The organism is Nocardiopsis metallicus, from assembly GCF_014201115.1.
GTDB lineage: Bacteria > Actinomycetota > Actinomycetes > Streptosporangiales > Streptosporangiaceae > Nocardiopsis > Nocardiopsis metallicus.
Genome location: NZ_JACHDO010000001.1, coordinates 4,366,115 through 4,387,913, shown reverse-complemented (window position 1 = coordinate 4,387,913; position 21,799 = coordinate 4,366,115). Strand labels below are relative to the sequence as shown.

General features: G+C 68.8%; 18 protein-coding genes and 1 pseudogene. 14 read left to right on the top strand and 5 right to left on the bottom strand.

The window, feature by feature from the left end; genetic code table 11:
• Positions 1 to 21 precede the first annotated feature (21 nt).
• The 9 genes and pseudogenes from HNR07_RS19100 (at position 22) to ltrA (ending at position 11,218) form a co-directional block, all read left to right on the top strand.
• Entirely contained in the window at positions 22 to 477 is a 456-nt protein-coding gene (locus HNR07_RS19100; RefSeq protein WP_184366152.1) for an MmcQ/YjbR family DNA-binding protein, read from the top strand.
• A 13-nt stretch (positions 478 to 490) separates the two neighbouring features.
• Complete coding sequence (gene recD2, locus HNR07_RS19095; RefSeq protein WP_184366151.1) at positions 491 to 2,734, top strand: SF1B family DNA helicase RecD2; 2,244 nt, start codon at positions 491 to 493, stop codon at positions 2,732 to 2,734.
• A 349-nt stretch (positions 2,735 to 3,083) separates the two neighbouring features.
• Positions 3,084 to 3,979 (top strand): annotated as a pseudogene (locus tag HNR07_RS19090) (IS5 family transposase).
• Between the two features lie 11 nt (positions 3,980 to 3,990).
• Positions 3,991 to 4,419: a (deoxy)nucleoside triphosphate pyrophosphohydrolase gene (locus HNR07_RS19085; protein WP_184366150.1), complete on the top strand. Its 429-nt coding sequence runs from the start codon at positions 3,991 to 3,993 to the stop codon at positions 4,417 to 4,419.
• 203 nt (positions 4,420 to 4,622) lie between these two features.
• A complete protein-coding gene (typA, locus tag HNR07_RS19080) occupies positions 4,623 to 6,515 on the top strand; it encodes a translational GTPase TypA (RefSeq protein WP_184366149.1) in 1,893 nt (630 codons plus the stop codon).
• Positions 6,516 to 6,655: 140 nt separating this feature from the next.
• Complete coding sequence (locus tag HNR07_RS19075; protein WP_184366148.1) at positions 6,656 to 7,321, top strand: DUF6758 family protein; 666 nt, start codon at positions 6,656 to 6,658, stop codon at positions 7,319 to 7,321.
• Positions 7,322 to 7,355: 34 nt separating this feature from the next.
• Positions 7,356 to 8,231, top strand: a complete 876-nt coding sequence (locus HNR07_RS19070) for a PHP domain-containing protein (RefSeq protein WP_184366147.1) — start codon at positions 7,356 to 7,358, stop codon at positions 8,229 to 8,231.
• 105 nt (positions 8,232 to 8,336) lie between these two features.
• Complete coding sequence (locus HNR07_RS19065; RefSeq protein ID WP_184366146.1) at positions 8,337 to 9,323, top strand: MBL fold metallo-hydrolase; 987 nt, start codon at positions 8,337 to 8,339, stop codon at positions 9,321 to 9,323.
• Between the two features lie 647 nt (positions 9,324 to 9,970).
• On the top strand, positions 9,971 to 11,218 hold the full coding sequence (gene ltrA / locus HNR07_RS19060; RefSeq protein WP_184360845.1) for a group II intron reverse transcriptase/maturase: 1,248 nt from the start codon (positions 9,971 to 9,973) through the stop codon (positions 11,216 to 11,218).
• An 81-nt stretch (positions 11,219 to 11,299) separates the two neighbouring features.
• On the opposite strand, the gene HNR07_RS19055 is transcribed toward ltrA, so the two are convergent.
• Together HNR07_RS19055 and HNR07_RS19050 are read right to left on the bottom strand one after the other, a co-directional pair.
• Positions 11,300 to 12,208 (bottom strand): alpha/beta fold hydrolase, encoded by a 909-nt coding sequence (locus HNR07_RS19055; RefSeq protein WP_312893890.1) that lies wholly within the window; start codon positions 12,206 to 12,208, stop codon positions 11,300 to 11,302.
• 63 nt (positions 12,209 to 12,271) lie between these two features.
• A complete protein-coding gene (locus tag HNR07_RS19050; RefSeq protein WP_184372303.1) occupies positions 12,272 to 13,816 on the bottom strand; it encodes a DEAD/DEAH box helicase in 1,545 nt (514 codons plus the stop codon).
• Positions 13,817 to 14,466: 650 nt separating this feature from the next.
• Between HNR07_RS19050 and HNR07_RS19045 the strand changes: the two genes are divergently transcribed.
• From HNR07_RS19045 to HNR07_RS19035, 3 genes are all read left to right on the top strand, one after another.
• Entirely contained in the window at positions 14,467 to 15,165 is a 699-nt protein-coding gene (locus tag HNR07_RS19045) for a ferritin-like fold-containing protein (RefSeq protein WP_184366145.1), read from the top strand.
• A gap of 175 nt (positions 15,166 to 15,340) precedes the next feature.
• Positions 15,341 to 15,652 carry a DUF6401 family natural product biosynthesis protein gene (locus tag HNR07_RS19040; RefSeq protein ID WP_184366144.1) on the top strand — a complete coding sequence of 104 codons (312 nt, stop codon included), beginning with the start codon at positions 15,341 to 15,343 and terminating at the stop codon, positions 15,650 to 15,652.
• Positions 15,653 to 15,918: 266 nt separating this feature from the next.
• Positions 15,919 to 16,161, top strand: coding sequence for a hypothetical protein (locus HNR07_RS19035; protein ID WP_017582896.1), 243 nt, complete (start codon positions 15,919 to 15,921; stop codon positions 16,159 to 16,161).
• 183 nt (positions 16,162 to 16,344) lie between these two features.
• Here the strand turns inward: HNR07_RS19035 and HNR07_RS19030 are convergent, their stop codons facing one another.
• From HNR07_RS19030 to HNR07_RS19020, 3 genes are all read right to left on the bottom strand, one after another.
• Positions 16,345 to 17,148 carry a mechanosensitive ion channel family protein gene (locus HNR07_RS19030; protein WP_184366143.1) on the bottom strand — a complete coding sequence of 268 codons (804 nt, stop codon included), beginning with the start codon at positions 17,146 to 17,148 and terminating at the stop codon, positions 16,345 to 16,347.
• A gap of 289 nt (positions 17,149 to 17,437) precedes the next feature.
• The gene (locus tag HNR07_RS19025) at positions 17,438 to 18,085 is read right to left on the bottom strand and encodes a TetR/AcrR family transcriptional regulator (protein WP_184366142.1); all 648 of its coding nucleotides are present in this window, start codon (positions 18,083 to 18,085) and stop codon (positions 17,438 to 17,440) included.
• Positions 18,086 to 18,363: 278 nt separating this feature from the next.
• Positions 18,364 to 18,594, bottom strand: coding sequence for a hypothetical protein (locus HNR07_RS19020; protein WP_184366141.1), 231 nt, complete (start codon positions 18,592 to 18,594; stop codon positions 18,364 to 18,366).
• 314 nt (positions 18,595 to 18,908) lie between these two features.
• Here HNR07_RS19020 and moeZ point away from each other — a divergent pair, with 314 nt between their 5' ends.
• On the top strand, positions 18,909 to 20,072 hold the full coding sequence (moeZ, locus tag HNR07_RS19015; RefSeq protein ID WP_184366140.1) for an adenylyltransferase/sulfurtransferase MoeZ: 1,164 nt from the start codon (positions 18,909 to 18,911) through the stop codon (positions 20,070 to 20,072).
• Between the two features lie 137 nt (positions 20,073 to 20,209).
• Positions 20,210 to 21,643: an NF041680 family putative transposase gene (locus HNR07_RS19010; protein WP_184360963.1), complete on the top strand. Its 1,434-nt coding sequence runs from the start codon at positions 20,210 to 20,212 to the stop codon at positions 21,641 to 21,643.
• Positions 21,644 to 21,799 lie beyond the last annotated feature (156 nt).

Genomic DNA, 21,799 nt, shown 5'->3' with positions numbered 1-21,799 from the left:
GCAGGGGGACTGGGGAGAGGCATGACACCTGGGGAGTTCATCGACGCGGCGCTGTGGTTTCCCGAGGCTGAGGAGAGTGAGCCCTTCGGGCCGGGGCCCCTTGTGTACAAGGTGGCCCGGCAGAAGATGTTCGCCCTGCTCACCGGTGGCTCCGGCAGTTCTGGCAGCTCCCGTGCTTCCGAGGACGGCCCTGCCACGGTGAACCTCAAGTGCGACCCGGAGCTCGCGTTGGAGCTGCGGGGGCAGTTTCCGGCGGTCACACCCGGTTGGCACATGAACAAGCGACACTGGAACTCGGTGCTGCTGGACGGCAGTGTGCCCGACGATGAGCTGGTGGAGATGCTCAGACACTCGTATGTCCTGGTCGCCCGCAGTCTGCGCCGGGTGGACCGGGATCGGGTGCTGGCGGTTCTGGGGGAGGGCGCCCCGCCTCTGGGAGAGGGCGCCCCGGAAGTCCCCGCCGGAACGCAAGACTGAGAGGCGGTATACCGTGCCCACCCCATCCCAACCGGCCCCCTCACAGGCGGTGGTCCAGGGGGTCCTGGAGCGGCTCACCTACGCCAACGAGGAGACCGGGTACACCGTCGCCAAGGTCGACACCGGCCGGGGCGGTAGCGACCTGCTCACGGTCGTGGGATCCCTGTTGGGCGTCCAGCCGGGCGAGGCGCTGCGGCTGCGCGGCCGTTGGGGCTCGCACCCCCAGTACGGCCGCCAGTTCCACGTGGACGACTACACGACGGTCCTGCCGGCCACGGTTCAGGGGATCCGCCGCTACCTCGGCTCCGGGCTGATCAAGGGCATCGGGCCGAAGATGGCCGAGCGGATCGTGGAGCACTTCGGTACGGACGCCCTGGAGGTCATCGAGGAGGAGCCCAAGCGCCTGATCGAGGTACCCGGGCTGGGCCCCAAGCGCACCAAGCTGATCGCGGACGCCTGGGAGGAGCAGAAGGCCATCAAGGAGGTCATGGTCTTCCTGCAGGGAGTCCAGGTCACCACCTCGTTGGCGGTGCGCATCTACAAGAAGTACGGGGATTCCTCGATCGAGGTGGTCCAGAAGGAGCCCTACCGCCTGGCCTCGGAAGTGTGGGGGATCGGCTTCAAGACCGCCGACACCATCGCCCAGGCGGTTGGCATCCCGCACGACAGTCCCCAGCGGGTCATGGCGGGCATCCAGTTCACCCTGTCGGAGTCCAGCAACGACGGCCACTGCTACCTGCCCGAGGAGCGGCTCATCGCCGCCGCGGTGAAGATCCTCCAGGTGGATTCCGGGCTGGTCATCGAGTGCCTGGCCGAACTGGTCTCGGAGGAGGGCGTGGCCCGCGAGACCGTGCCGGGACCCGGGGACGAACCGGTCCGCGCGGTCTACCTGCTGCCCTTCCACCGCGCGGAGATGGGCCTGGCCTCCGGGTTGCGATCCTTGCTGGAGACGCCCGAGGAACGCCTGCCCGCCTTCACGGACGTGGACTGGCCCGCGGCCCTGGAGTGGCTCGACCGGCGCACCGGTTCCGCGCTGGCCGAGGCCCAGCAGGACGCCGTCCGCCAGGCCCTGTCCCAGAAGGTGTGCGTGCTCACCGGCGGCCCCGGCTGCGGAAAGTCCTTCACCGTCGCCTCCATCGTCACCATGGCCAGGGTCAAGGACGCCAAGGTCATCCTGGCCGCGCCCACCGGCCGCGCCGCCAAGCGCCTCACCGAGCTCACCGGGTACGAGGCCTCCACCGTGCACCGCCTCCTCGAACTCCGCCCCGGCGGCGAGGCCACCTACGACCGTGACAACCCGCTCGACTGCGACCTGCTGGTGGTCGACGAGGCCTCCATGCTCGACCTGATCCTGGCCAACAAGCTGGTCAAGGCGGTCCCGCCCGGCGCGCACCTGCTGTTCGTCGGCGATGTCGACCAACTGCCGTCCGTGGGCGCCGGGCAGGTCCTGCGCGACCTGTTGGACGAGCACTCGCCCATCCCCGACGTGCGCCTGACCCACGTGTTCCGCCAGGCCCAGCAGTCCGGAGTGGTCACCAACGCGCACCGGATCAACAAGGGGGAGCCGCCGCGCTTCGAGGGGATGACCGACTTCTTCCTCTTCCCCTGCGACGAGGCCGAGGACGCCGCCCAGATGACCGTGGACGTGGTCGCCCGGCGCATCCCCCGCAAGTTCGGCCTCGACCCGCGCCGCGACGTCCAGGTCCTCGCTCCGATGAAGGGCGGTCCCGCCGGCGCGACCAACCTCAACACCGCTTTGCAGGCCGCGGTGACCCCTCCCGGAGACCACGCCCCCGAACGCAGGTTCGGCGGTCGGGTCTTCCGGGTCGGCGACAAGGTCACCCAGATCCGCAACAACTACGAGAAGGGCGAGAACGGGGTCTTCAACGGCACCCTCGGCGTGGTCACCGGGATCGACCAGGTGGCCCAGGAGGTGTCCGTGCGCACCGACGAGGACGAGGAGATCAGCTACGACTTCGCCGAACTCGACGAGCTCACCCACGCCTACGCCATCACCGTGCACCGCTCCCAGGGCAGCGAGTACCCCGCCGTGGTCGTCCCCGTGACCACCTCGGCCTGGATGATGCTGCAGCGCAACCTGCTCTACACCGCGATCACCAGGGCGAAGAAGCTGGTCGTCCTGGTCGGCTCCCGCAGGGCACTGGCCCAGGCGGTCCGCAACGCCTCCTCGGGGCGCAGGCACACCGCCCTCGCCCACCGGTTGCGCCATCCGTTCACCGAACCCCGGACCGGGTAGCGCCCCGAAGACGGCCAGTCCCTCGCCTGATTGTGCGCAAGCGCGCGGAACACCCGGTTTCGAGACGCGAAAAGTACGGGAACCTTCACTGATTCCGCCACACGGGGGCTCCCTGGTGCATAGGCTCTGGGTCAGTCACCTGCTCTTCCTGGCAAGAATCTTCCAGTGGGTGATTTCTGCGACCAACCCGGAAGCCGACGCTCTTTCCACTCCCCCCGGAGAGCGACGGCCCCCCCGGGTGTCGGCCCGGCCGGACCGACACCCGGGGATCACCTTGAGCCCCTAGGGCCTGTTCCGCGGATCTTGGTTCTCGAATCTGTGGCTCTGAGCGTCGGTGTACAACCGGTATATGAGCCGCAGATTCGAGCTCACTGACCAAGAGTGGGACCTGATCAGCCCCCTGCTACCCCCGATGACGCCCCAACGCGGAGGCCGCTGGCGTGATCACCGCCAGGTCCTCAACGCGATCATCTACCGGACCCGTACCGGTATCCCCTGGCGTGACCTGCCCGAACGCTATGGCCCCTGGACCACCGCCCAACACCGGCTCCAACGCTGGGAAGCTGATGGCACCTGGGCCCGCATCGAACAACACCTCATCGACACCGATGAGGACACCGACCTGGACGCCCAGATCGACTCCACCGTGGTGCGTGCCCACCAACACGCCGCCGGAGCGCGAAAAGGGGGAAGAGTCCTGAGGACTCACGAGTCGCCCAGGGCCTCGGAAAGTCCAGGGGAGGTTTGAGCACCAAGATCCACACCATTTGCGAGGGCAACGGAAAACCCCTGGTCACCACCCTGACCCCGGGTCAGGACGCCGACACGTTGCAGTTGCCGGTGCTGGTGGGGCTGGTGCGGATCAACCAGCCCGGGCCCGGTCGTCCCCGCACCCGTTTGGAAGGGCTGGCCGGGGACAAGGCCTACAGCTCCAAGGCCAACCGGGACACCCTGCGCACCACGCGGACCCGGTGCACCATCCCCGAGCGTGAGGATCAAAAGACCAACCGCCGCAACCGCGGGTCGGCCGGCGGTAGACCGCCCGACTTCGATCGGGAGGTCTACCGCCAACGCAACCGGGTGGAGCGGTTGATGAACCGGCGCAAGCAGTACCGGGCGCTGGCCACCCGGTATGACAAGCTCGCCACGACCTACCGGGCCACCGTGCGCGTCGCGGACATCCTCATCCGGTTACGCGCACGACCCGACCGCTCCACCCCACAAGATCCACGGAACACGCCCTAGGCTGGTGTCCCGTGCGACAGACTCTGATCGTGGTGGGCGCGGCCATCGTCCGGGACGGACGCGTCCTCGCCGCCCAGCGCGCCGAACCCCGGGCCGTGCGCGGCCGGTGGGAGTTCCCCGGCGGCAAGACCGAACCGGGGGAGACCCCCGACCAAGCCCTGGTCCGCGAGTGCCGGGAGGAACTGGGCGTGACCGTCCGGGCCCTCGGGCGGGTCGGCGACGACGTCCCGCTGCCCGAACTCGCCAAACGGATCTCCCGCCCGGCCGTGCTGCGCCTGCTCCGCGCCGAGCTGGTGTCCGGCGATCCCCGGGCCCTGGAGCACCTGGCGGTTCGCTGGGTCGCCACCGACGAACTGCGCCAGCTCGACTGGCTCCCCGCCGACGTCCCCTTCCTGGAGCCGCTCGGGTCCTTGCTCGAGGCGCACGGAAGCCCCGCCTGAACACGCACGAGAACACACCTGAAACCCCTGCCTGAGGCGGGTTCCGGGGGACGTACGCCGCCCGTTTCGCGGGCCCTTCGGGGTGACGAAACTAACCGGGGTGACCTGTACGTTTCCCAACCAGACCACTATGACCGCATAAACTGGCAACGGGCCGTGGCAATCTGCGGTCTCTACCCAGTACAGGAGATCGAGACTTAAGCATGTCCAGCGCCACGCCCTCCGAGGGCTCCGCCCGCCGTACAGACCTGCGCAACGTCGCCATCGTGGCCCACGTCGACCACGGCAAGACGACCCTCGTTGACGCCATGCTCTGGCAGTCCGGTGTCTTCCGGGAGAACCAGGACGTCAACGACCGTGTGATGGACTCCAACGACCTGGAGCGCGAGAAGGGCATCACCATTCTCGCGAAGAACACGGCGGTGCACTACACCACGCCCGAGGGCGAGGACGTGGTCATCAACATCATCGACACCCCCGGCCACGCCGACTTCGGTGGTGAGGTCGAACGCGGGCTGTCCATGGTCGACGGTGTCGTCCTGCTCGTGGACGCCAGTGAGGGTCCGCTCCCGCAGACCCGCTTCGTGCTCCGCAAGGCCCTCCAGGCCAAGCTCCCCGTCATCCTCGTGATCAACAAGGTGGACCGGCCCGACAGCCGGATCGCCGAGGTCGTGGACGACACCTACGAGTTGTTCATGGACCTGGACGCCGACGAGTCGCAGATCGAGTTCCCGATCGTCTACACCTGCGCCCGTGACGGCAAGGCCTCCCTGGAGCGCCCCGACAACGGCACCGTGCCGGAGAACGACAACCTCGTTCCGCTGTTCAGCACCATCCTGGACACCATTCCGGCCCCCGAGTACATCCCGGACGCGCCGCTGCAGGCCCACGTCACCAACCTGGACGCCTCCCCCTTCCTCGGCCGTCTGGCCCTGGTCCGGGTGCAGCAGGGCGAGCTCCGCAAGGGCCAGCAGGTCGCGTGGATCCGCACCGACGGCACCACCCAGCAGGTCAAGATCACCGAGCTGCTCATGACCGAGGGCCTGGAGCGCAAGCCCGCGGAGATGGCCGGCCCCGGTGACATCGCGGCCATCGCCGGTATCGAGGAGATCATGATCGGCGAGACCCTCGCCGACGCCGAGAACCCGGTCGCGCTGCCGCTCATCAAGGTGGACGAGCCCGCCATCTCCATGACCATCGGCACCAACACCTCGCCGCTGGTCGGCCGGGTCAAGGGCGCCAAGGTCACCGCCCGCCTGGTCAAGGACCGCCTGGAGAAGGAGCTCGTCGGTAACGTCTCCCTGCGCGTGCTGCCCACCGAGCGCCCCGACGCCTGGGAGGTGCAGGGCCGCGGTGAGCTGGCGCTGGCCATCCTGGTCGAGCAGATGCGCCGCGAGGGCTACGAGCTGACGGTCGGTAAGCCGCAGGTGGTCACCAAGATCGTCGACGGCAAGGTGCACGAGCCGGTCGAGCGCCTCACCGTGGACGCCCCCGAGGAGTACATGGGTGCCATCACCCAGCTGCTCAGCGTCCGTAAGGGCCGCATGGAGAACATGGTCAACCACGGCACCGGCTGGGTGCGCATGGACTGGCTGGTCCCGTCCCGCGGCCTGATCGGCTTCCGGACCGAGTTCCTCACCGAGACCCGCGGTACGGGTATCGCCAACCACGTGTTCGAGAAGTTCGAGCCCTGGTTCGGCAACATCACCTCCCGTCCGAACGGCTCCCTGGTCGCCGACCGCGCCGGTGTGGCCGTCGCGTTCGCGATGTTCAACCTCCAGGAGCGCGGCACGCTGTTCGTCGAGCCCACCACCGAGGTGTACGAGGGCATGATCGTCGGCGAGAACTCGCGCTCCGACGACATGGACGTCAACATCACCAAGGAGAAGAAGCTCACCAACATGCGTTCGGCCACCGGCGACGAGCTCGTCCGCCTGGTGCCGCCGCGCAAGCTCTCCCTCGAGCAGGCTCTGGAGTTCTGCCGCGAGGACGAGTGCGTCGAGGTGACGCCGGAGAACATCCGCATCCGCAAGGTCATCCTCGACCAGAAGGAGCGCGGCCGGATCACCGCGAACAAGAAGCGCCAGTCCCAGTAGGACCGCCGCGGTAGACCCATCGCGGTGGCGCTGCCCTCAAGGGCCGCGACGCCCTTGCGATGACGACGGTGGGCGGGGTGCGATCGCACCCCGCCCACTTCGCGTTTTCGCTGAACACCTCTCGGGTAGAGACGTAGGACATGAAACCCGAGCCCACGTGTCCACGTTGCGGGCGCGCCGTACAACCCCCGGGGTTGTGGACCAGCGCGTGGCAGTGCGACGCCCACGGACCGGTGGCGCCCCTCCAGGGGGTACGCGCACCGAACACCGCCACGCTCGACGCTCTTCTGCCACAGGCCAACGTCCCGGTGTGGATCCCGTGGCCCCTGCCGACGGGCTGGGTGGTCACCGGCTTCGCCGAGGTCGGCGATGAGCGCAGCGGCGCTCTGGCCGTGGCGGTCGCCCTGTCCGGACCGAACCCGCTGGGCGGGGTCGGCGAGGCCGTCATGATCGCCGAGGACCCCGGCATCGGTATCGGCGCACGCGTCGCCGGGTTGGAGGGACCCGACCCGGGAAACGGGTTCGACTCCGGCCCGCCCGACGCCAAAGTGCGCTTCGACGGGCACGAGATAGCCCTGTGGAACCTGGACGTGGGCAAGGACCGCGCGGCCTACACCGGTGAGGCGCTCGCCCACTGGTTGTGGCTGGTCTTCGCCTCGGCCGACACCGGCATGCTGATGTGCGAGATCAACTCGCTGCGGGACCTGCGCGACCTACGGGACGGCGGGGTCGCCCTGGAGCCGCCGTTCGGTGCGCTCAGCCCCTTTCTCAGCAGAACCCTGGCACCCGTGACCGGGGCGGACTGAGCGGGACCAGGCGCCACTTACGTACAATCGCCCGGTGACACGTATCGATCTGCACTCCCACAGCTCCGTTTCCGACGGAACCGACTCCCCCGCCGAGGTCATCGAGTACGCGGTCGCCGCCGGGCTTGACGTCCTCGCCCTGACCGACCACGACACGGTCGGCGGGATCGAGGAGGCGTCCCGGCACCTGCCCTCCGGGTTCACCCTGGTTCCCGGGATGGAACTATCCTGCGCCTACCAGGGGTCCGCCGTCCACCTGGTGTCCTACCTGTTCGACCCGGACTCCCCGGAGCTGGCCGACGAGCTGCGGCGGGTCCGCTCCGATCGCGCCCACCGGGCGGAGGAGATGGTGCGCAAGCTCCAGGAGCACGGCGTGGACGTGACCTGGGAACGGGTGCTGGAGATCGCCGGGGCGGGCAAGGACGAGTACGCCGACGCCAACACCATCGGCCGCCCCCACCTGGCCCGCGCCGTGGTGGAGGCGGGGGCCGCCAAGGACGTGCAGGACGCCTTCGACAAGTGGATCGGCTCCGGCGGGCCGGTCTACGTGGCGCGGTACGCGATCGACCCGGTCCGCGCGGTGGAGCTGGTCCGCGCGGCGGGCGGGGTCTGCTCGCTGGCGCACCCCGGGCGCGCCGAGGGCGCCACCAACGGCGCCGTCCCCGTGGAGCTGGCCGAGCGGATGGTCGGGGTCGGCCTGGGCGGGATCGAGGCCGACCACCCCTCGCACAACCGGCCCCAGCGCAAGTTCTGGCGCGGGGTCGCCGCCGACCTCGGTGTGGTGGTGACCGGTTCCAGCGACGACCACGGGTCCCTGACCGGGCACCGTCTGGGCTGCCGGACGACCGCGCCGGAGGCGTTCGAGGCGCTCATCGCCCCCGCGACCGGGGCGCCCCTGCTCAAGGGTTGAGTGTCGCCGGACCCCCTGGGTTCGGTACGGTACGGACCACTGCGCGGGGACGCGAGAATGGTCGCAGCGTTTTTCTACCCATATTTGGACGAAAGGTCTGACGCCGTGTTCTGGAAGCGGAAGTCGAAGAAGCAGGACGGCCAGGAGGCCACCGATTCCGCTGTGGAGGTCGCGGAGGACACCACGGAGGAGACCGGGGAAGAAGCGGTCGAGACCGAGGCCAAGGACGACGCGGCCAAGACCGAGGACAAGGCTGGGGAGAGGACCGAGGAGTCCGACAAGGCTGAGGACGCCGACGCCGACGCCGAAAAGGACGCCGACGCCGAGAGCGCGGACGGGGCCGACGAGAAGGACGGGGCCGAGACCGCCGCCAAGGCCAGGAAGTCCGAGAAGGCCGACGAGTCCGAGGAGGAGTCCAAGGCCGCCGACGAGGACGACGAGGACGAGGAGGTCGGTGTCAGCGGCCCCGACTCCGACGGCATCATCCGCGTCCGCACCGCCGGGACCTTCGAGTTCGACGGTGAGAAGTTCGAGGTCATCAGCAACACCTGGATCATCGAGGCCGACAAGGACGGCGTCGTGATCATCGACCCCGCCCACGACGCCGAGGCGATCATGGAGGCCGTCGGCGACCGCGAGGTCTACCTCATCGCCTGCACCAACGGCTACGGCCCGCACATCGAGTCGGCCCTGAAGATCGCCGAGGAGACCGAGGCGGACATCGCCCTGCACCCCCGCGAGATGCGGGCCTGGCGCCGCGTCCACGGCGCGGAGCGCCGCCCGGAGATCGACGTGGAGGGCGAGGGCGCCCTGGACATCGCCGACCTGCACATCGACGTCCTGGCCCTGCCTGGTACCACCAGCGGCACCGTCGGCTTCTACGTGAGCCAGATCGGCGCCGTCTTCAGCGGTGACACCCTGCGCAAGGGCGAGCCCGGCATGGTCGGTAACACCTACATCGACTACACGACCCAGCTCGCCTCCATCGGTGAGAACCTGCTGTCGCTGCCGCCGGACACCCGTATCTTCCCGGACCGCGGCCCGTCCACCACGGTGGAGGCCGAGGGCCGCAACTTCGACTCCTGGGTCTGACTCCCGGGCCCGAAGCACACGTGCCGCCGCCCCCGCAGGGGTCGGCGGCACAGTCATGGTGTGCCCAGCATGGGCAGTTGCTTGGAGGTGGAAGTCCTCTAGAGGAAGCGGCAGTGCTAACTCTGAGCCGGAGGCAACGGCGTCACCGCGAGGTGGGGTCGGGAGGAAGCCCGAGGCGAAACCCTGCACTGAGGAACACGAACCGCATACAAGGCAGTCCGGTCGGGGTGAGCCAGCCATGGATGGCGAAGCCCGTCACTGCCAAGACGGCCGGGGTGTAGATGCGGCAGGCGTAGGGGGAAAGTAGCTGTTCTTACCTGGGGAGGTCTGTCCGGGTGTCGGTTGTGCTGAGTATGTCGCCGCGCCGACGGCCGCGACCGCAAGGGAGCGGCTGACCGGGCAGAAGTCAGCAGAGGTCGTAGTACCAGCCGGGATCGCTCGTGGGCTGGGAAGGGCCGAACGTCAAATGGGACAGAGGAACCGGTGCCGCTCGTGCTGGTCACACAGATCGCAGCCACCCCGCCGAAGGCGGGCCTGCGGTGGGAGGGGACGGTGCATTTCCGTTGAGTACCGCCGTAGAGCGTAGTGACCTGTCGGCGCGGCCTGGAGACGATGTCCACCACGGCCAGGGGGATCTGTGGCAGCGAATGCTGTCCAGCGCGAACCTGGCCGCGGCGCTCGAACGGGTCGAGACCAACCGGGGTGCCCCGGGTGTGGATGGAGTCACTACCGCTGATCTGCGGGGATGGCTGCGCGAGCACTGGGAGGGCGTTCGGGAAGAACTCGACGCGGGGAGATACCGGCCCTCGCCGGTCCGCCGGGTGATGATCCCCAAGCCCGGGGGCGGCGAGCGGATGCTGGGTGTTCCCACGGTGCTGGACCGTTTGATCCAGCAGGCCATCGCGCAGGTCCTCACCCCGATCTTCGACCCGGAGTTCTCCGGGTCTTCGTTCGGGTTCCGTCCCGGCCGGTCCGCCCATCAGGCGGTGCGGGTCGCGCGGCGGGCTATTGAGGACGGCCACCGATGGGTCGTGGACATCGACCTGGACCGGTTCTTCGACCGGGTCCAGCACGATGTGTTGATGGCCCGGGTGGCGCGCAGGGTTGACGACCGCAGGGTGCTGCGACTGATCCGGTCCTTTCTGGAAGCCGGGATCATGGCGGACGGGGTCAAGATGCCGAGCGCGCAGGGGACCCCGCAGGGGTCTCCGCTTTCGCCGGTCCTGTCCAACATCATGCTCGACGACCTGGATCGGGAGCTGTGGCGTCGCGGTCACCGGTTCGTGCGCTACGCCGATGACATCCGTGTCTTCACGCGTAGCAGGCGGGCCGCTCACAGGGTGCTCGACTCGATCACGGTCGTGGTCGAGCAGCGGTTGAAGCTGAAGGTGAACCGGGAGAAGTCGAAGGTGGTTCCGGCATCCGTCGCGACGTTGCTGGGGTTCGGTTTCTACTTCACCCGGGCCGGGGTGCGTATCCGGGTCGATCCCAAGGCGCTCAGGCGCTGGAAGGTGCGGATCCGGGAGCTGACCTCGCGCCGGTGGTCGGTTGCGATGGAGTATCGCATCGGCCGGTTGAACCGGTTCATCGTCGGGTGGATGGGTTACTTCCGGCTCGCGGACACCCCCAGGGTGTTCCAGGGGTTGGATGAATGGCTCCGCCGCAGGATGCGGCAGGTCCGTTGGAAGGAATGGAAGCGGGCCAGGACCCGCCGCCGGATGTTGCGCTCGCTCGGTATCTCGGATCGTGTGGCCCGGGACTGGGCGATCAGCAGCAAGGGGTACTGGCGGATCGGTGGCTCGGTCGTCCTTCAGCAGGCGCTGCCCAACTCCTACTGGGAGGGCTTTGGTCTGCGGATGCTCAAGCCGACCTGGCAGCGGTTGAGATCAGTTTGACGAACCGCCGGATGCGGGCCCGCATGTCCGGTGGTGTGGGGGGAGGGCCGGGCGACCCGGCCCTCCTACCCGATTCCGGGGTCAGCGGCGGCCGACGGACTCCGTCTCGTTCCAGAAGGACGTCAGGGCACTGGAGGTGGTCTCGGGGGCCTCGACGTTGGGGGAGTGGCCCGCGCCGGGGATCACCAGCCGCTTGGCGTTCAGCCGCTCGGCCATCCCGTCCTGTTCGGCCAGCGGCCAGGCGTCGTCGTTCTCGCCGTAGAGCACCAGCTTGGGCACGTCCACCCCGGCCAGTTCGTCGACCCGGTCCGTGGCGCCCAGCAGGTCCTCGGCCATCCGGATCAGGGCCAGGGCGCTGGTGTTGAGCAGCCGCTCGCGCAGGAAGTCCACGACCTGGGGCTTGACGGATCGGCTGCGGGCCTCGATCTCGAAGCGTTCGTCCCACAGCTCACGGAGCCGTTCGGCGGTGGGGTCCATCGAGAGCGCGGCGATGAGGTTGCGGGCCCGGTCCGCACCCGGGCCGCTCAACGGCCCGGGGCCGGAGCACATCAGGGTGAGGGAGGCCAGCGGGGACTGGTCGGCTAGCGCCGCCTCGCGGGACACCAGGCCGCCGAAGGAGTGCCCCACCAGATGCACGGGGCCGCCGTCGCCGACCTGGTCCATGACCTCGGCCACCACCCCTCCCAGCGAGGAGAGGCGGTAGTCGGGCAGTTCCACCCCGGGCGGCGGGGTGAGGGTCTCGGGGCCCGGCGACCGGAAGGTGCCGGGCAGGTCGATCGCCACCACCTCCCGCCCGGCCTGGGCCAGGCTCTGGAGGAGGGCGATGAAGTCCTCCTTGCTGCCGGTGAAACCGTGCACCAGGACAGCAGGGTCCAACTCCGTGCCGCCGGAGGTGGGCATGGCCCGGAGTGCGGCTACTGGACCGTACGAAAGACGCAGGTCCGTGCGCCGCACACCCGGCGGCAGATCGAGGAACTCAGGTGTACTCACGTCGGGCCACCCTAGACGATCGATGAGTGGATCAGGGAGCGCCCGACGCCGAAACACGTGTCGTCAGGTGTTTTCGGGGTCCCGGCGCACGCCGCCACGGGTGCGGCGACGGCGGCGGACACGGCGGGTGCCCTCGCCCTCCGCGGACTTCTCGGGGCCGCTGGCGGGAGCGTCGGCCTTGACGGTGACCTTCTCCGAGCCCCCCTCGGCCTGGGTGACGTTCTCGCCGTTACGGGTCCGTCGGCGCGAACGGCTGCGACCGCCGCCACCGTCACCGGAACCGCCGCCGGACTTGCGCCGACCGCCCTGCTCGCCGCCGCGCTCCTTGCGCTCGCCACGGACCTTGCGGCCGCCTCGGCCACCACGGTCGCCCCGGTCGCCGCCGCGCGGCTGTCCGGTGTCACCGATGTCCTCGACCTCTTCGGCCTCGAGCCCGGCGAACTCACCGCGCTTGTCGGCGGCCAGCCGGCCCTTGGTCCCCTTGGGGATGTTCAGGGCCTCGAAGAAGTGCGGCGAGGTGGAGTAGGTCTCCTCCGGCTCGGCGTTGTTCAGGTCGAGCGCGCCGTTGATCAGCTTCCAGCGCGGCATCTCCTGCCAGTCCACGAACGTGACCGCGGTGCCCGTGCGCCCCGCGCGACCGGTACGGCCGATGCGGTGCGTGTAGGTCTTCTCGTCGTCGGGCGTCTCGTAGTTGACCACGTGGGTCACGTCGTCGACGTCCAGGCCGCGGGCGGCCACGTCGGTGGCGACCAGGATGTTGATCTTGCCGTTGCGGAAGGCGCGCAGGGCGCGTTCGCGCTGGCTCTGGCCGAGGTCGCCGTGGACGGCCGCGGCGGCGAAGCCACGGTCGTTGAGTTCACCGGCGACCCGGTCGCAGGCCCGCTTGGTCTGGCAGAACACCATGCTCTGGCCGTGGTCCTGCGACTGCAGGAGGCGGGCCAGCATCTCGGGCTTGTCCATCTGGTGGGTGCGGAACGCGTGCTGGGCGATCCGGCTGGTGATGGCCGAGCCGTCGATCTCGTTGTCGTCACCGGCCCGCACGTGGGTGGGCTGGCGCAGGTAGTTCCGGGAGAGAGTGACGATCTCGCTCGGCATGGTGGCCGAGAAGAGCATCACCTGGCGCTCGGCGGGGATCTTCTTGAGGATGCGCTCGATGTCGGGGAGGAACCCGAGGTCGAGCATCTTGTCGGCCTCGTCCAGGACCACCGCGGCGACCTCGTCCAGCCGCAGGTGCTTCTGGTTCTCCAGGTCGAGCAGACGGCCCGGGGTGCCGACGACGACGTCCACACCCTCCTTGAGCCCGTTGATCTGGGGCTCGTAGGAGCGGCCGCCGTAGACGGTGAGGATGCGTCCGCCGCTGCGCTTGCTCGCCGTGGTGAGGTCGGCGGCCACCTGGATGGCCAGCTCGCGGGTGGGGACCACGACCAGGGCGCGCGGCCGCTTGGACGTGCCCGGCCTCTCCTGCGCCATCTGGAGCAGGGGAAGGCCGAAGGCGAGGGTCTTGCCGGTACCGGTACGGGCCTGACCGATGATGTCGCTGCCGTTCAGCGCGATCGGCAGTGCCAGGGCCTGGATCGGGAAGGGGGCGATGATCCCCTCCGCTTCCAGCGCGTCGGCGAGCTCGGGGCTGACGCCCAGGTCGTGGAAGGTGGTTTCGGGAGTTGTGGGTTCTTCTGTGCTGCTCAGGGCTCAAGCCTCCATCTAGGCGGGCCGCAGTGTTGTTCGTGGCCGCGGCGGGATGCGGTCGCGGGCGGCTTCTGGCCGCCGCGGAGGGCGCGGCTCACCAGGTTCCCGCTTCGGCGAGGGAGCCGTGGTGGCGCTGCCGACTGGACCCGCGCGGCCCGGGGGTCACCCTGGCCGCGATGTCTCGGTTCCATCCGCTGGTTTGTCGTGTGCGGTGCGTCGCTGGGCGCGTGGGCCGTTGCTCCCTCACGCCGCACTGCTCGTGAGGACACGTTGTGGTGTCCGGCTGGACACATCGCTGGGCGCCCGCGTCCGCGGCGCCGGTACGTGCTCGCGGGAGAGGCCCGCGTCGCGGGGGTGCGGGACGCGGCGCCGCGATCATGCACGCCGGTCATCACGCTGAGTCTAGCTGCTGGTTCGCCCGGTGCACATAGCGCTTCACTGTGCAGTGGAACCCGCTGTGGACCGTGCTCGGACGGCGGTGACCGTACCCGCTCCCAGAGTGTGCAACCGCCTTCGGCGGGCGTTTAGTCCCCGGTTGGGTGCTGGGGAGCCCGAGCGATACTCTGACGGACATGACCCAAGGCCCCTCTGCCGACCCCGGCGTGATCGATCTGCTCGGACTGCTCGCCTACGCCGAGCTCGGTTCCTTCTTCCGTCTCGCCGACGACGCCGGACTGGCGCCCTCGCTGCGGACCAAGGGGCAGCTGGCCGGGTTGGCCGCCGCCGAACAGAACCACTACCAGGCGCTTCGCGGGCGCCTGGTGGAGCTCGGGGTGGACCCGGAGATGGCCATGGCGCCCTTCGTCGGGCCGTTGGACTCCTGGAACGAGCGCACCGAGCCGCAGAGCTGGCTGGAGAGCCTGGTCAAGACCTACGTCGGCGAGGGCATCGCCGGTGACTTCTACCGCAAGGTCGCCGCGCTGGCCGACGAGGACACCCGCGTGCTCGTCGAGGACGTACTGGCCGAGACCGAGCGCGCCGAGTTCGTCGCCGAGCAGGTACGCGCCGCCCTGGAAGAGGACCCCAGGCTCGCCGGACGGCTGTCCCTGTGGGCCCGCCGTCTGGTCGGCGAGGCGCTGAGCCAGGCGCAGGCGGTGGCCGTGGACCGGCCGCGGCTGGCCGCGCTGCTGGCCCGGGACGAGAAGGTCGCGGAGAAGGCGAAGAAGGCCGGTGACTCCGGGCTGGGCGATCTCGCCGCGGTCAGCCGGATGTTCGCCTCCCTCACCGAGGGCCACGCCGCGCGACTCACCGCGATGGGATTGGCCGAATAAGACCCCGTATCGCCTTGCTGGCAGTGGTTTCAGCTCTTGTTGGGTGTTTTGCCGGAACTTGGCCCCGCTTGGTCAAGGGCGGGTAATTTCCAACACATTCGTTACGATCCATTGGTTCGGCGCACATAGAGTCGATGGAGTTTCCCGTCTCCTGACCACGCGAGTAGGTACTTCCATGCCCCGTGGGACCTCCGTGCGCCACCCGCTGGCCGGACTCACCCGTGACTTCCACAAGATCGGCCCGCTCGATGGGCCGGTAGCGCCCTGGATGTGCGCTGAGCTGGATCAGCACGCCGCACAGGTGTGCGAAGGCATCGTCTCCAGCGGCGCCGAACTCACCGCGAACACGCTCGGGACCTACCTCCACGGTTTTCTCGACGGCTGCCTCGAACGGGGTTGGGGCTCCGACGACGCGGACTACGACTGGGAGACCCTCCGGATTCTCGCGATCTGCCGGCTGGCGAAGGAGCGCGGTTTCGTCCGCTAGGTTGGTCACGTCCGCAGGCGGTGTGATCTATGCCGCGAACCCTCGCGCGTTCGTCACCCGACCGGTTCTCCGGCGAAAAGCCGTTACTGGGCGTACTCTGAAACGTACCGGCGAACTCGTGGTGGCTCACTTCGGCCAGGTTCGCCCCGGTGCGACCGGTGGCCTGCGGAATGCAACGTGGGATTCACGGTGTTATCAGGGTCCAGGCGGTTCCCGGGCACCGTAACTGGCGGAGCGGCCCGAAGAGCCGCGAGAAAGGAATGCGAATGAGGAGCGGTCGGCATGGGGCGGCGCGCCCACCGGTCGGCGTCCTGATCCAGCAGGATCGCGTCGACTTCGCGCTTTTCGCCCTGATCTTCGTCGTCGCACTCGCGTCGATGGTGTTCACTGGTCCCGGAAGCATCGTCTTCTGGTTGGCTTTCCTTCCGATGATCGCCACCGGGGTGCTCGCCTTTCGGCGTATCGAACACCTTTCCCGGCAGGAACTGCGTGACTCCGACTTCCTGTGACGGCGAGTCGCACCGGCGACACGAACGACGAGGGCGAGGCCGTTGGGCCCCGCCCTCTCTCCTTGCCCCGGTGCTTCACGTGTCCCCGGGCCTCAGACGGCCCAGGAGTGCCGGGCGGTCAAGTTACCGCCCGGTACCCAAGTGCCCCCGGGAACGCCCCTCAGCGGTCACCAGGCAGGCGCACTAGGTGGGCTCACCACCTTTGGCGCGCCGCCCCGGCAGAGTGGCGGCCTCCTTGGTCTCCTTGGCCGCCTCGGCCTGCTCGGCCGTGGTGCCCGGGCGGCTCATCGCCGCCTCACGCCCGGCCTGGTAGCTGCTCTCGTCGCCGATCCGGCCGGTCTCGCGCTCCGCGACCTCCAGCCAGCGCGCCCAGCGCGACTGCATCGGCTTGATCAGACCGCCGCCGACACCGACGACCAGGATGCCGCCGACCGTGGCCAGCACCGCGATCAGCACCGGCAGGGTGACGGACACGGCCACGCCCATCTGGTTCAGAGCGGCGATGACACCGAGGGCCAGGACGGCCACGGCGGCCACGTTGGCCAGGATGCGCCCGTAGGACAGCCCGCCCAGAGCGCCGTCGACGAGGTCCCGGACAGCCTTGGCGATCATGGCCGTGACCACGATGATCACGAGGGCCACGATGCCGTGCGGGATCCACGCGATGACGTCACTGAGCAGTGTGCTGACCGGGTTCGGCCCGAAGACGTTGAACGCCATCGTCAGGACGAACAGCAGGCCGACGTAGTAGATGATCTTCCCGCCCAGCTCGCTGGCGGTCCAGCGGCTGTTCTCGAAGTACTGCGCCACGCCACCGCGGTGGAGCGCGCGGTCCAGTCCGACGCCGTGCAGGCCCTTGGCGACGGCCTTGCCCACCAGCCAGGCGATGATCCAGCCCAGTACCAGAATCACCAGGAAGCCCAGCAGCGACGGCACGAAACCCACGATCGCCTGCCAGGCGTCCATCAGCCCCTGACCCATGTCCATACGTCTTCACCCCCGAATCGCTGGTTCCGCCGGGCCACCGGTGGCCGGTGTCAGACGGATACGGCGAAGAGAAGCGCGTTACTTCTCATTTCCGCGATACCCGTAGGGCAGAGTTCGAACCGTTTTGATCGGTCGCTGCGGGCGGATTTGTCCACCCTTTGTTGAAGAATAGGCAGGGATTGGTGGATTTCGTTTTCCGCGGGGCGGATAATGCGCGACCGGAGGGTCGTGGGAAGGAAGACCCCCGAACGCCTTCGCGTCCGGGGGCGGGTCCTGCGGCGGCGGGGCGTCAGTCCTCGGTCCCGGTCTCCTCGGCGGAGCGGGTGAGGTCCCAACCACTGATCCCGCGCCAGGCCAGCCGGGCCACCAGCTGCTCGGCGGCGTCCTGGGGGACCGAGCCGTGGTTGTTCAGCCAGTACCGGGCACTGGTCTCGGCCATGCCGACCAGGGCGATGCTGAGCAGGTGCGCCTCCTCGTCGGAGATGCTGGTGTCCTGGCGGATCACCTTGCCGATCAGCTCGGCGCAGCGCTGGAACGTCTCCTCGCTCTTCTCCCGCACGGCGGGGAGGTTGCGCAGGTCGGACTCGAAGACCAACCGGAACGCCTCTCCGTCGCCCGCGACGAAGTCGAAGTAGGCCTGGAAGCTCGCGGTCACGCGCTGACGGTTGTCGTCAGTGCTCTCCAGAGCCTCTCGCTGCTTCTCGACCAGCGCCTCGGAGTGTTCCTCCAAGAGCGCCAGGTAGAGCTCCAGCTTCCCGGGGAAGTGCTGGTACAGGACCGGTTTGCTGACACCCGCGCGGTCCGCGATCTCGTCCATCGCCGCAGCGTGGTACCCGCGGGCGACGAAGATCTCCTGAGCTGCGGCCAGGAGTTGGCGGCGGCGCCTGACCCGGGGCAAGCGGGTGCCCCGGGCGCGGGCGTCTGAAGGAGCTGTCACACCCACACCCTCCGAACTCGGCATGGCAGATGCACACCATTCACCGGACATCTGCTTGGCTAACGCTGTCGGACGCGGCCTCGGCTCTGTGTCGCGTTCCGCAGCTTTTTCCTCATCTTACTCCCGCGTAAGTTCGGCGCGGGCAGAAGGAAGCGACCGACGTCCCAGATGAAGCGGGTCGAATAACCGGCCGCGCAGGTCGGACGGGGCGTGAAACGGGTAACGAGGGCGCGCTGAAATACGTGAGGGATGGCCTGTCGGGCTCATGCCGCGCCGAGTCAGCGGCGCTCTTCCTCGTCCAGGCCGGCCTCCCGGGCCTGTTCGATCACGTCCGCCTCGTTGGCCTGCTCGAAGGTCTCCGCGGAGGCCGCCTCGGCCCAGTCCTCGGAGTCCTCGGCGCCCGCCGGGACGCGCTGTTCGGCGGCGTCCGCTTCGGGCACGGCCGAGGCCGGGTCCTCGCCTGCGGCGGAGACGCGCTGTCTGTTCCCACTGTGATCGGACGTTGCCACGGGGTCCTCCCACCATCGTCGCGGAGCGTATGAGCGACACTACCCGCGGGCCGCTCCGGGGCAAGGGAGACCGCGCGGGCGCCGGTCGGGCCGGTGGAGCGGAACGGTGGAATGAACCCGCGGTCCGTCCTGGTTGAGGGAGGGCGGGAGGTGAGCGGACGCGACATGGACCACGCCTCCCCGGGGTGGGAATGGAAAACCCCACCCGTTAGGTTGGGTATAAGTGCAAGCAGCTTCGCGCACCGCCCCCATGTCCCCGTGGGCCCCTGGTACGGGTGGACGCGAAGCGATCCGAACAGTCATGAGGAGTCACCGTGTCGCTGCCGCCGCTGGTCGAACCAGCCGCCGAGCTGACCGTGGACGAGGTGCGCCGCTACTCGCGCCACCTGATCATCCCCGACGTGGGCATGGACGGCCAGAAGCGCCTGAAGAACGCCAAGGTGCTCGTCGTCGGCGCGGGCGGCCTGGGCTCCCCGGCCCTGCTGTACCTGGCCGCCGCGGGCGTGGGCACGCTCGGCATCATCGACTTCGACGTCGTCGACGAGTCCAACCTCCAGCGTCAGATCATCCACGGCCAGAGCGACGTCGGCCGTCCCAAGGCCGAGTCCGCCCGCGACAGCATCAAGGAGGTGAACCCCAACGTCGAGGTCATCCTGCACCAGGACCGCCTGGAGTCGGACAACGCGTTGGAGATCTTCGCCCCCTACGACCTGATCCTGGACGGCACGGACAACTTCGCGACCCGCTACCTGGTCAACGACGCCGCCGTCATCCTGAACAAGCCCTACGTGTGGGGCTCGATCTACCGCTTCGACGGCCAGGTCAGCGTCTTCTGGAACGAGTACGGGCCCCAGTACCGCGACCTGTACCCCGAGCCCCCGCCGCCCGGCATGGTCCCCTCCTGCGCCGAGGGCGGCGTCCTGGGCGTGCTCTGCGCCTCCATCGGCTCGGTGATGGTCAACGAGGCGATCAAGCTGATCACCGGTATCGGTGACCCGCTGGTCGGCCGTCTGCTCATCTTCGACGCCCTCGAGATGACCTGGCGCGAGGTCAAGGTCCGCAAGGACCCGGAGACCGAGCCGGTCACCGAGCTCATCGACTACGAGGCCTTCTGCGGTGCCGTGTCCGAGGAGGCCACCCAGGCCGCCGTGGACTCGACCATCACCGCCAAGGAGCTCAAGGAGCTCCTGGACAACAAGCCCGACGAGATCTACCTCGTCGACGTGCGCGAGAAGAACGAGTACGAGATCGTCAGCATCCCGGGTGCGACGCTCATCCCCAAGGGCGAGTTCCTCAACGGCAACGCCCTCGGGCAGCTGCCGCAGGACAAGCGCGTGGTCCTGCACTGCAAGTCCGGTGTGCGCTCGGCGGAGGCCCTGGCCGCGGTCAAGGCCGCCGGTTTCGCCGACGCCGTGCACGTCGGCGGCGGCGTCCTGGCCTGGGTCAACCAGGTCGACCCGAGCCTGCCCACCTACTAGCTTGGCGTTTAACCTCGAGCCCGTGACCGGATACCGTCCCGGTCACGGGCTTCGTTGTTTCCCGGACAGCACAACGGCCTTCGCGTGATCATGTGCTTCAACCACGAACACACCTGATCACAACGAAGGCCGTCACCATGAGTCTGCTGCACCAGCACACCCCTGTCGAGCCACTGTCGACATTGGCCCGATTCCGCTCCCAGTTCCACGCCTGCCTGACCACACGTGCTGACGCCCTCTTCGAGGTCTGCGAAGCCCTGGTCAGCACCCCGACCCCCGTGCGCCACCTGGCACAACTCTCCCTGGAGCCCGAACACCACCGCGGCCACGGCTCGGCCTACGCCGCCCTGGCCCACGGAAGCATCGACACCACCCAACTGCGATCGATCCTGGCCTCGCTGCCCCTGCCCCGCTTCCACGGGCGCATCGTGTTGGCCTGCGATGTCTCCCCCTGGCTGCGCCCGGACGCCTGGACCAGCCCTGACCGGGCCTGGTGCCACACCTACGGGCGCGGCACCGGCCAGGCCGAGATGGTCCCGGGCTGGCCCTACTCCATGATCGTCGCACTGGAAGAGGGCTCCACCTCCTGGACCGCGCCCCTGGACCTGCGCCGCCTGCACAGTGACGAGGACCCCACCACCGTCACCGCCCACCAAGTCCGCCAGCTGATCGCCCGATTGATCAGGGCTGAACACCACCAGCAGGGCGATCCCGACATTGTGGTGGTGGTTGACGCGGGCTATGACAGTCCTCGTCTGGCCTATCTGCTCGCTGATCTGCCCGTTCAGGTGGTGGGCCGGTTGCCCTCCAACCGGGTGCTCTACGGCCCAGCCGAGCACCGACCGATCTCAGCCAACGGGCGCCCGCCCAAACACGGGGCTGCCCTACGGATGGCCGCCCCCGATACCTGGCCCGAGCCGGAGACGGTGACCACCGCTGCCACCCGCCGCTACGGCAGTGCCACCGCGCGCTCCTGGGATCGGATGCATCCCCGGCTGACCCACCGCTCAGCCTGGGCCGAGCACCCCGGTGAGCTACCGGTGATCGAGGGCACCCTGGTGTTGTTGCAGGTGCAGGCTTTGCCCTCGCGGCGCGATCCCAAACCGTTGTGGTTGTGGTCCTCAGCCACCGGCATGCGCTCAGAGCAGGTCAGTCAGATGTGGTGGGCTTATTTGCGCCGGTTCGACATCGAGCACACCTTCCGCTTCCTCAAACAGTCGTTGGGGTGGAACGCACCCCGGCTACGGGACCCGCGATCGGCGGACCGGTGGTCCTGGCTGGTCGTGGTGGCCTATACCCAGCTACGTCTGGCCCGGTTGTTGGCGCGTCAGGTCAGATTGCCCTGGCATCGGCTGGTGGAAGCGGACCGGATGAGTCCGGCGCGGGTGCGTCGGGGGTTTCGGTACATTCGCGCTGACCTGCCGGTGTGTGTGGGTGCACCGAAATCCTGCGGGCCTGGTCCGGGGCGTCCGGTGGGGAGCCAGAACAAGCGTCCAGCTCCCCGATACGGGGTTCCCAAGAAGAACAAAACGGGCACTACGGGGCACCCCGGAGCCAAGCAAGCAGGTTAAACGCCAAGCTAGGGCCTGTGGTTCGCCTCCGGGCGGTGCGGGGTACTCCCCGCGCCGCCCGCCGTGTTTTGGGAGCGTAACCCCCCAGAAGCGGGTACAAGTCATCCACGGGTCGCGGTGCCGACCACCGGCGCCCGTCCCCGCCGCAAGGAGGTG

Coding starts and splice junctions, on each gene's coding strand:
- HNR07_RS19010 (WP_184360963.1), top strand. CDS start 20,210: ATGAGTCTGCTGCACCAGCACACCCCTGTCGAGCCACTGTCGACATTG.
- HNR07_RS19030 (WP_184366143.1), bottom strand. CDS start 17,148: ATGGACATGGGTCAGGGGCTGATGGACGCCTGGCAGGCGATCGTGGGT.
- HNR07_RS19045 (WP_184366145.1), top strand. CDS start 14,467: ATGACCCAAGGCCCCTCTGCCGACCCCGGCGTGATCGATCTGCTCGGA.
- ltrA (WP_184360845.1), top strand. CDS start 9,971: ATGCTGTCCAGCGCGAACCTGGCCGCGGCGCTCGAACGGGTCGAGACC.
- HNR07_RS19100 (WP_184366152.1), top strand. CDS start 22: ATGACACCTGGGGAGTTCATCGACGCGGCGCTGTGGTTTCCCGAGGCT.
- HNR07_RS19035 (WP_017582896.1), top strand. CDS start 15,919: ATGAGGAGCGGTCGGCATGGGGCGGCGCGCCCACCGGTCGGCGTCCTG.
- HNR07_RS19075 (WP_184366148.1), top strand. CDS start 6,656: ATGAAACCCGAGCCCACGTGTCCACGTTGCGGGCGCGCCGTACAACCC.
- typA (WP_184366149.1), top strand. CDS start 4,623: ATGTCCAGCGCCACGCCCTCCGAGGGCTCCGCCCGCCGTACAGACCTG.
- HNR07_RS19040 (WP_184366144.1), top strand. CDS start 15,341: ATGCCCCGTGGGACCTCCGTGCGCCACCCGCTGGCCGGACTCACCCGT.